At 59.0% G+C, this 9,513-nt stretch carries 7 protein-coding genes and 3 pseudogenes; 5 read left to right on the top strand and 5 right to left on the bottom strand.

From position 1 onward, the window contains the following. Window positions 1–16: 16 nt before the first annotated feature. From H3028_RS21420 to H3028_RS21710, 5 genes and pseudogenes are all read right to left on the bottom strand, one after another. Window positions 17–251 (bottom strand): annotated as a pseudogene (locus tag H3028_RS21420) (hypothetical protein); the annotation flags it as partial. A gap of 165 nt (window positions 252–416) precedes the next feature. Then, entirely contained in the window at window positions 417–560 is a 144-nt protein-coding gene (locus H3028_RS21415; protein WP_258237870.1) for an efflux RND transporter periplasmic adaptor subunit, read from the bottom strand. Between the two features lie 43 nt (window positions 561–603). Next, window positions 604–1,443 (bottom strand): annotated as a pseudogene (locus H3028_RS20445) (YHS domain-containing protein); the annotation flags it as partial. 224 nt (window positions 1,444–1,667) lie between these two features. Further along, a pseudogene (locus H3028_RS21715) lies at window positions 1,668–1,816 on the bottom strand (Tn3 family transposase); the annotation flags it as partial. Between the two features lie 432 nt (window positions 1,817–2,248). Beyond that, the gene (locus tag H3028_RS21710) at window positions 2,249–2,488 is read right to left on the bottom strand and encodes a DUF2399 domain-containing protein (protein WP_375154443.1); all 240 of its coding nucleotides are present in this window, start codon (window positions 2,486–2,488) and stop codon (window positions 2,249–2,251) included. A gap of 405 nt (window positions 2,489–2,893) precedes the next feature. Here H3028_RS21710 and H3028_RS20435 point away from each other — a divergent pair, with 405 nt between their 5' ends. Genes H3028_RS20435 through H3028_RS20415 form a run of 5 tightly spaced genes read left to right on the top strand, consistent with a single transcriptional unit; the run spans window position 2,894 to window position 9,500 of the window. Further along, window positions 2,894–3,505: a chemotaxis protein CheW gene (locus H3028_RS20435; RefSeq protein WP_181299039.1), complete on the top strand. Its 612-nt coding sequence runs from the start codon at window positions 2,894–2,896 to the stop codon at window positions 3,503–3,505. Continuing rightward, on the top strand, window positions 3,492–5,048 hold the full coding sequence (locus H3028_RS20430) for a CheR family methyltransferase (protein WP_181299038.1): 1,557 nt from the start codon (window positions 3,492–3,494) through the stop codon (window positions 5,046–5,048). The genes H3028_RS20435 and H3028_RS20430 overlap by 14 nt, the downstream gene beginning before the upstream one ends. Next, entirely contained in the window at window positions 5,045–5,650 is a 606-nt protein-coding gene (locus H3028_RS20425; protein ID WP_181299037.1) for a chemotaxis protein CheW, read from the top strand. The genes H3028_RS20430 and H3028_RS20425 overlap by 4 nt, the downstream gene beginning before the upstream one ends. Window positions 5,651–5,662: 12 nt before the next feature. Further along, window positions 5,663–7,294: a methyl-accepting chemotaxis protein gene (locus tag H3028_RS20420; RefSeq protein ID WP_219920312.1), complete on the top strand. Its 1,632-nt coding sequence runs from the start codon at window positions 5,663–5,665 to the stop codon at window positions 7,292–7,294. A 4-nt stretch (window positions 7,295–7,298) separates the two neighbouring features. Beyond that, window positions 7,299–9,500 (top strand): response regulator, encoded by a 2,202-nt coding sequence (locus H3028_RS20415; protein ID WP_181299036.1) that lies wholly within the window; start codon window positions 7,299–7,301, stop codon window positions 9,498–9,500. Window positions 9,501–9,513: the final 13 nt, after the last annotated feature.

The following is a 9,513-nucleotide window of genomic DNA, read 5'->3' as shown; positions in this document are numbered from 1 at the left end:
TCTCCAGTGGGGTTGGTTACTTGCTGGGGGGAGGGGCACGCAATTGCTGGCGGCGCATCAGCAGGTAGGCTGCCGGCAGAACGAACAAGGAGAGCAAAGGTGCGGTGATCATCCCGCCTACCATGGGCGCGGCGATACGGCTCATGATTTCGCTGCCGGTCCCGCTACCCTCGAAGTCCGGCGATGATGACTGCGACAGTCCTGGCCTGAGGGCGCACCGCGCCTTCGCGGATCGCCTCGAGGAGGGCAGGCGCGCTGTTACTGATTGCCCCTGCGCTATATTTGCGTGCGCCTCTGGTACTGCAACTCCTAGCCAAGCCGTGCCCAGACCACTTGTGCGAGCGAAGGGGCGTCGACTGGTAGGGTCATGCCCTCACGGGCATTAAGGCTTTCTACTACGCGACCGATCGGGCTCGTCACGGTCCAAACGGGGCACGCATTGCCGGTCTTTCCAGTTGGGCAATGACATTCGACGGCATGCCGGCGAGCCGTAACCGCTGACGGGCCGCCGCGAGCAGTTGGAATGTCACGGCCGGCAGCCGACAGGCCTCAAACAACATGCGCTTGACGGAGCCGGAGGGCATTGAACACCACCGATGCTGAGCTGAGGCTCATGGCGGTTTTAGGCGACAGGCCAAGCAGGGACTTGATTGCCGAGGATGTCTGAGTCCGGGCCTTCAACTCGAGCAGCTGGCCTAGCAGGGTCAGCGAAATGATCACTGCGGCGGCTTCGTAATAAACGCCTATTCGACCGCCCACCGTGAATGACGCTGGAAATATGCTCGGTAAGACGGTCGCCACGACGCTATAGATATACGCAGCCCCCGTGCCTAACCCGATCAAGGTCCACATGTTCGGGCTGCGATATTTGACCGAGGCGAGGCCGCGCGAAAAAAATGGCCAGCCTGCCCACAACACAACAGGGGTCGTGAGGGCCAGTTCAACCCAGTTCTGGCTAGCCCCGTGAAACAGCGGTATCGCATGTCCCGCCATGGCCAATAACGTCACAGCAACCGTTAACGGCAAGGACCACCAGAACCGCTTTGAGAACTCCTTTAGTTCAGGGTTCTCCTCCTCGTCGAGTTCAGGGATCAGAGGTTCCAATGACGTCCCGCAGATAGGGCAATCACCTGGTCCCATTTGGCGGATTTCAGGGTGCATTGGGCAGGTGAACTCGGTCGTTGCATCACCGGCGGGTGCCTTCTGTGCGGACGGCGCGGGTGCCTGAGATGCCGGTCCTTGAGCCTGCTGTGCAGCGATATATCGAGCAGGATCAGAACGGAACTTGGTCTGGCAGCCCTGGCTGCAGAAGCGGTAAGTACTTCCCTGATAATGCTCTTGATGTTCATTGTCCTCTTTCACCTTCATCCCGCAGACCGGGTCTGTGAGTGCTGCTGATCCTTTCGTTTGGTCAGGCTGATGATGGCAATGCGTAGAAGACATGCGGGTACCTTATAGATTGGTTAGCGAGGAACATCGCCTACTGCAGGGACGTTTGTATTTTTCTTCCGATGCTCGCAACGTCTACATCAATATATTCAAAGCGTCCTGACTTGGGGCTGAAGTAACGATTACATTTCTGTCAGGTTGACCTAATCAGAGGTCATATGTTGAAGCAAGCTAAGCCTGTGCTTAGCCCCTGAAGATAGCGTGACTAAGCCTTAGCTGGCTTTTAAAACGCCGTGTATCCGTGAGAAAACGATCACCTCCCAAATGCCTGGCGGGATGAAGTGTTGGAAGACGGCGATGTAGTTGTTCGCCACACGTCGATAGGCCACGCACCCATCCCGCAATAGCGGAAGTGATACTTGGCTAGTTGCCGTCATTGAAGTCAAATGGCGCCATCCGATGCCGTCGCTTACCGTCACGGGCCGGCAGAGGAAAAGAGTCAGGTTTGGAAGGCAGCTCAGTCATCGCGCACCTCGCAACGCAAGGTGATGCCAATCCGGACAGAAACCAACGAAAGGACAGGGCGAGTGCGAGCGTTAAGACATACCGGGGGCGTAGTATAAAAAGGTGCGTCGGCGCGTGCGGATGTAGGCTGCGCCTAGCGCAGCGTAATCATGCTGAAAGATTAAAATATCTAGCGATTGGTTATTGTGTAGCTAGAGTCGTCGCGCCCACACCACTATCCAATTTGCGCACCAGCCGAGCTGGATGATGGTAAAAGCGACGGTAATAGTCACATCAATCGATATCTAATCTCTTTAGCCACGCGGGTTTAGTGACCTATTGATGATCGAGTGGGTTATTTTACCCCATGGCTCAGATCGCCTAAGAGAGTGCTGACAACCGCTTCCTCTGGAATTGCGAGTCTTTGGGTGTTCATAGCTGTGTGCAGCTCCTTGTCCCATAAAGCCTCGATCCCGTTGATGTCCAAATCGCGCGGCCGCGTCGGCGCCACCATCACCGCCTCGAGGTGTTCTCCGCACCCGAATCGCCAAGGGACCGCCTGCCAAGTACGTATAACGTGATTTTCAATGCCGATCCCTGGCCAGTCGGTCGCCGTGGTAGTGCAGTCGTGCGCCAGCCAAGGTCAATCGGTCGAGCAGAATTCGTCAAATAGCCCATCCCACGAGCGGTTTGTATTAGTTCAGCGCGAATTCATCAATCAATCAATTTTGCTCGCAGATGCTCGCTACCCTGTCCTAGCTAGCAGACAGAACGGATGACTTCTTGAGCATCAAACGGCGTAACGCCTATGGCCCGATCGAAAGCAGGTCGGCCCTCGGCCAATGTTCGGGCGGCTGCCATACGGGCAGTGGCTTTTAGCTCAGGCACTCGCAACTGACCGCTGGTGCTTCCCTTGGCTGGCGCTGCCGGAGTCCATTCGTGGACTAGCCGCAGCGGCTGTGATGACAAACTCGGAGCGGTGTGCCGAAAACGGCGGCTAGTGGCAATTCGTCAAAATTACAGCGCCATAAATACATGCTTTTTCGGGATGCCTCGGATCGTTTCCCTGCTATGCTCCAACGGGGTAGTCAACGTATCTATCGCTGTACAGAGAAAATTTGATCGGGTGGCTATGGAATGGTTTTCGGTATTACCTTTCATGATCGGTAAGCACCAGTGCGCCGTACCGCTTGAGACTGTGATCAAGGTTCTGCCTGCGCTTCTCAGCACACCGCTGCCAGGCGCTCCAAAATCAGTTTGTGGGCTGGTTAATTTGCGCGGACAGATTCTGCCGGTGATTGACCTGTCGATACGTTTCGGCATCCGTCCGGCTCAGCGGTCCCTTTGGCAACCTTTGATCTGGCTGAAGACCAGCCGACGCGAATTGCTGCTTACGGTTGAGTCGGTTGCGGTCGTGCTCACATGCGATCCAGAGTTGTTCGTCCCGGCACCCGATCCGAGGGTGCCTTGCGACCAGCTGCGGGGCGTGATGCGAAGCGCGGACGGCATGCTGCTAATTCAAGATGTGGAGCAGCTGCTCTCGGATAACGATGAACAGCGTCTGGCCAAGGCGTTGACGCAGACAATCGAGGCTGGCAATGAGAGTGTCTGACAGCAACTGCTCGCCGCGCCTGCTTGATGCATTGGCTCACAAGGTACATCAGCATCTGGGTATGGACTTCTCAGGTGAGCGGCGAAGCGATCTCTTGCGCCGCCTGCTCAGGCTGGCACAGGACCAACAACCGACCGATACCGACCGCTGGCTGGAAGAGCTGGCGTTTGCCGATTGGAATAAGTCGCAAATTCAGGCGCTGGTCCCGTTGTTTTCCGTAGGCGAAACCTACTTCAGACGTGATGCGCAAGCGTTCGACTGGCTGGCACAGCATCATCTGAAACCGCTGTTGGAGCGTCGTCGAAAGGAAGGGCAGCGCTCCCTTCGGCTCTGGAGTGCGGCGTGTTGCACGGGAGAAGAAGCGTATGGGTTGCTGTTTCTAGTAGACGAATTGCTTGGCTTCGAGCGTGACAGCTGGCAGGTGGATTTGCTTGCCACGGATATCAACGAGGATTTCCTGGTGCGTGCGCGCCACGGCCTGTATGGCCGCAATGCCTTTCGTGGCAATGACGAGGCGTACCGCAGTCGTTACTTCCAGGCGGAAGGGTCACGCTGGCGCGTGCGCACGGCTTGGCGGGACCGTATTCGCTTTGTCCGTTTCAATCTGGCCGACAGTCGGCAGCCGAGCCCGATGCCGGACGCCGACCTGATTCTCTGCCGAAACGTTCTGATGTATTTCTCGCCGGCGCGGGCCGGCGCCGCGTTGCGACGGCTACTCGCCAGTCTGGAGCCCAACGGTGTATTGATGTTGAGCTCAGTCGAGGCCGGCATCGCGACCCGCGCCGGGCTGAAAGGACGCATGGCGGCGAGTAATTATGCGTTGACCAAGCAGGGCTCGATGGGCTTGAGCGAAGGCAGCGCGCCTCAGCCAGATACATCGCCCATCCCGCCGAGCTGGCTTGCGGCGGCAAATCCAGCACCAGGTCTTTCACCGCAGTCAGTGCCTGCGTCGAAAGCCGTTACGAGCCCCGCAACGGCCCCCAGAATTCAACTTCGCCCAGCCGAAGCCAGTCCCGCAGCCGAAACCGGCCCAGCAGCTCTATGGGACAAGGCGCAACAGGCCTTGGCAAACGGTCGGCCCGAGGCGGCCCGACAAGTTTTGCATGCTTATCTGGATTGTCCTGCCCTGAGTCCGGCCCAGCAACGTCAAGCCTGCCTGCTGCTGGCCAGGAGCTGGGCCGATGAGCATCAAATCGAACTGGCCCGACAGAATCTAGAACGAGCACTGACACTGGACGCTGCGTCAGCGTCTGCTTACTGGCTATTGGCGTTGCTGGAGCAGCAGGTCGGCAACAATCGCGGAGCGCTCTCAGCCTTGCAGAAAGCGCTTTATCTGGAGCCAGACTTCGTCCTCGGCTACTTCCTCCAGGCCCGTCTGCTGCAAAGCGAAGGCCAGACGAAAGCGAGCAGCAAGTCCCTTCAGGTGTGTCGACAACTTCTGGGTGAACAGGCCGAGGATGCTCCGGTGCCCCGTGCCGACGGCATGAGCTGCGCTCAGCTGCTGCGTCTTTGCGAACAGATAAGCATGGGAGATCAGCTGTGACCGACGCAGAGAACGGCGCCGACCATTGGGCCGCGATTCATCAACGGCTGGCGGAACTCGACAAGCGCTTGGACGCAGGCTTCACGCCAGATGCCGCGACGCTCGAGGCGCGACTGCTTGAACGGACACAACAATGGGCCGCGGTGTCCGAGGCCGAGCAGCCGGACAGTTGGCTCGAGGTGCTGACGTTCAGTCTGAGTGGCGAGACCTATGCGGTCGAAAGCGAGCACATCACTCTGGTGATGCCGCTAACGCACTACACGCCGCTGCCTGGTACTCGGCCCCATGTGCTGGGGATCGTCAACGTGCGCGGCCGTATCGTCTCGGTGCTGGACCTTCGCGTGCTGTTCGAGCTGCCGATCGGTGGGCTGTCAGACAAGAACTTCCTGGCCGTGCTCCAAGGGTCGGAGATGGAGTTTGGCCTGTTGATCGACCGTGTATTGGGTATCAGAAAGATTCAAAAGGCAGCCTTGCAAAAAGAGGTGGCCAACCTGTCGGGCATTCGCTCGGCCTACCTGCTCGGCGTAACGGCCGATCAGTGGACGGTTCTCGACGGCGCCCGGCTGCTGGGCGATCCGGATATGCGCGTCATCATTGAATAAGAGGAAAGAGGCATGGGGCAAGCGTTGCGGTTCAGCATCGGCAGCAAGCTGGTGATTGTCTTCGCCATACTGATTTTGGGGTTCGGCGCTTTGCTGTTCAGTACCCTGGACCGCTTCGCGAGGTTGCAGGAAGCGGAGGAGCAACAGTTTCAGCGACATTACCAGCGGGTCACGCTGGTAAACGAGCTGCGCACAAACCTTGCCAATCTGCGTGGCGACCTGTTGTTGGCGTTGGATGCCGACACGCAGGGTGAACAGGACCTGCAGAACAGAATTAACCGGGGCACCGGAGCCAACGATCGGATCGTCAACCAGCTGCAAGCCGATGCGTCTGGTGATGCAGAAGTCGCCAAAATCATCGACCGGATAGTGGAGCTGCGAACGACGCTCGTCGAGGTGCGCATGCAACAGCTGCGACTGATTCAGGAGGGTCGCTTCGAGGCGGCGGGACAGCCAAAGCAGCAAGAGCAGGCTGAACGGCTCGATCGAATCAATGAGCTTGGCTCGGAGCTCACCCGACTGACCGATCGCCGGATCAAAGACGCGCTTGTGGCTTCGCAGCAGCAACTCGAGACTACACGTACCAATACCTTTCAGTTATGCCTGATGTTGGTGATTATCAGCGGCGTGTTGGCTTGGCTGCTCAGCCGGCATATTTCCAAGCCATTGGCATGGTTGACGGGGCTCGCCGAGCAAATTGGTCGCGGAGACATTCCCCGCACGGTTCCCACCAGCGCGCGCCAGGATGAAGTGGGTAGTCTGGCGAAAGCCTTCGCCGACATGAGTCTGTACCTTCGGGAAATGGTGCAGGAAATCAATGAAGGCGTGTCGGTGTTGGCCAGCTCCAGCGAAGAGATTCTTGCGGCTACCAGCCAGGCCGCAGCCAGCACCCAGGAAACCGCCACGGCCATCAGCGAGATCGCCACGACGGTGGAAGAAGTCAAGCAGACCGCTGTACTCGCCAGTACAAAGTCGAAGAGCGTGACCGAAAGTGCCGAGCGGACCCGGCTAGTTGCTCAGAGTGGCTTCCAGGCGGTGGATGAGGCACTCAAGGGCATGCAACAGATTCGCGAGCAAATGCAGGCAGTGGCCGAAAGCATCATGCGGCTGGGCGATCAGACCCAGGCTATCGGCGAGATCGTTGCAACGGTAGGCGACCTTGCTGAACAATCGAACTTACTCGGCGTAAATGCTTCTATCGAGGCCGCGAAAGCCGGCGAGGCGGGCAAGGGGTTCTCAGTGGTGGCGCAGGAAGTCAAGGCGCTGGCCGATCAGTCGAAGCAGGCCACCGCGCAGGTGCGCGGTATCCTCGGCGACATCCAGAAAGCGATGACCAAGGCCGTACTGCTGGCGGAGCAGGGCAGCAAGGCGGTCGAGACAGGCTACGAGCGAGCCCGTGTCAGCGGCGAGTCAATTCGCACGCTGAGCGGCAGTATCGAGGAATCGAGTGACGTCGCCCTGCAGATCGCGGCCACCAGCCAGCAACAGATGGCCGGGATGGATCAGGTTTCCAGTGCCATGGATTATATTCGTCAGGCGAGCCAGGACAATGTCGGGGGCACCCGTCAGGTCGATGAAGCTGCGCGCAACCTGCATGAAGTGGGGTTGAAGCTCAAGACGCTGACCAGTCGCTTCAGGTTGTAATGCCATGAATCTGGACCGCACGGCGCTGCAGCAACGGCTGCGGGAAGGTTTCCGGACGGAGGCGCGCGAACGCCTACTGGTGCTTGCGGACGGCCTGGCGAACTGGCGTGAGGGTGCGGCCGATCAGCACTCGATCGAGCCGTTATTTCGTGAAGTGCATAGCCTGAAAGGGGCCGCGCGAGCGGTAGGGCTGAGCGCCATCGAGCGGATCTGCCACGCGTGGGAAAGCCTGCTTGGTGCAATTCGTAACGGCGAACTGCAACTCACCCCAGAACGCGTAGACCTTTGCCGAGAAGCACTGCTTGCCGTCCAGACGCTAGAGGCCGACCGCGCGCTCGATCGTAACCAACAGCGTCAGTTGATCGAGCAGCTCGAGTCCGCATCGCGTGGCGAGGTGGTTGAGGCCCGAGAAGGTGTCGCCACCTCCACACCTCCCGCTGAGTCGAACATGGTCCGGGTCTCCACAGCTAGTCTGGATGCCCTGCTGTTTCACGGCGAAACCCTTCTGCAACACAAACTCGATGCCGTCGCGCTGGCACAGCGTTTACGTGAGCACACGCGCGGTTTCGAGCTCCAGCGTGGCAGGGCGCTCTCCGCTGGAATCCAGGGCTGGACGCAACTACGCGAGGAGCTAGAAACGCTGCCGCTGGCGATCCGTGATTTGCTCAAGGGGTTGCTCGATCAACTGGACTGGAGTCAGGCGCAATTGGATCGCCTGCATTTCGAGGCGATTAATCTAGACAAGGCCAGCCGTCAGCTCTCCGCTGGGCTGTCGCAGCTGTCAGACAGCCATGCCGCCGAGATGCTCGCTGTCCTCCTGCTACCGGCCAGCAATCTTGTGCAGGGCATTCCAGCGATGGTTCAGGACCTTGCAGTCCAATCGGGCAAACGTATCGAATTACAGGTGCGCGGGACGGAGCTGCAGATTGACAAGCGTATTCTCGACGAGCTGCGTACCCCCTTGACCCATCTGTTGCGCAACGCCATCGACCACGGGTTTGAAAGCCCTTCGCAACGCGAGGCGCATGGCAAGCCACCGGTAGGGCGGCTGCAGATCGAGCTTAACCAGGAATCGGCGGATCGCTTCCAGCTGAGCGTGCGCGACGATGGTCGCGGGATCGATATCGGCCAGCTGAAGGCGCGGGCACTTGGAGCCGGCTTGTTGAGCGAAGAACAGGCGGCACAAATGTCAGGGACGGAGGCCTACAAGCTGATTTTCGCGTCCGGTTTGTCGACCAGCGCGATGATCACCGAGCTGTCCGGACGTGGCCTGGGTATGGCCATCGTGCAGGAAGCGGTCGAGCGCATCGGAGGGCACATCGAGATCCAATCGAGCCCCGGCGAAGGCACCAGTTTTCAATTGCATCTGCCGCTTAGCCTGTCCACGTTTCGAGCGGTCATCGTGCGCAACGCTGAGCGCACCTTTGCCATTCCCGCATTGGCGGTCGAGCGCTGCCTGCGGCTGCCTCCTGAGAGCATACGGACAATGGAAAACCGACCGTCGTTGTCATGGCAGGGCCAAGTATTGCCTGTGTGGCCTCTGGCCGATGTGCTCGGACTTGACAGGTTGGAGCCGGACAGCAGCGAGTTGACGTTGCTGTTGCTACAGGTACGCGGCGAGCGCTTCGTGCTGCTGGTGGATGAGCTGCTCGGCGACCAAGAAATTACAATCAAAAGTCTCGGGCTTCAGTTGCGACGGGTGCGTAACCTGCTTGGAGCGACGGTGCTCGGTGACGGCCGGTTGGTGCCAATTCTTCATCCGGTCGACCTGTATCAGAGCGCGCTATCAACAAATGTCAGTACGCTTACGAGGCCCGATGGCGGCAAAGCTGACAGTAAAAAGGCGCAGCGTTTGCTGATCGCCGAGGACTCCTTCACTTCCCGGGGCTTGCTCAAGGCAATTCTCGAAGCCGCCGGCTATCAGGTCGCTACCGCAAACGATGGCCTCGAAGCATGGAACGCCTTGAAACAGGAACCGTTTGACTTGTTGATATCTGATGTGGAAATGCCACGCATGGACGGCTTCACCCTGACCGACCGCGTCCGCTCCGATCCAAACCTGGCGCGGCTTCCGGTGGTTCTGGTCACGGCGTTGGAGTCGGCCGAAGACCGCGCCCGCGGGTTGGAGGCGGGTGCAAATGCTTACTTGGTGAAAAGCGGTTTCGCGCAGGACAGCCTGCTCGACGCCATTCGGCGTCTGATCTGACTGAGGGCCAAAA

The sequence above is a fragment of the Pseudomonas sp. Q2-TVG4-2 genome, assembly GCF_013620795.1.
Taxonomy (GTDB): domain Bacteria; phylum Pseudomonadota; class Gammaproteobacteria; order Pseudomonadales; family Pseudomonadaceae; genus Stutzerimonas.
Note: the sequence above shows the minus strand (reverse complement) of the source record. Positions and strands in the feature narration are given on the sequence as shown.

What these genes read in the sequence shown, in the direction of transcription:
- H3028_RS21415 (WP_258237870.1), bottom strand. Translation starts at nt 560, where the DNA reads ATGTTGTTTGAGGCCTGTCGGCTGCCGGCCGTGACATTCCAACTGCTC.
- H3028_RS20420 (WP_219920312.1), top strand. Translation starts at nt 5,663, where the DNA reads ATGGGGCAAGCGTTGCGGTTCAGCATCGGCAGCAAGCTGGTGATTGTC.
- H3028_RS20415 (WP_181299036.1), top strand. Translation starts at nt 7,299, where the DNA reads ATGAATCTGGACCGCACGGCGCTGCAGCAACGGCTGCGGGAAGGTTTC.
- H3028_RS20430 (WP_181299038.1), top strand. Translation starts at nt 3,492, where the DNA reads ATGAGAGTGTCTGACAGCAACTGCTCGCCGCGCCTGCTTGATGCATTG.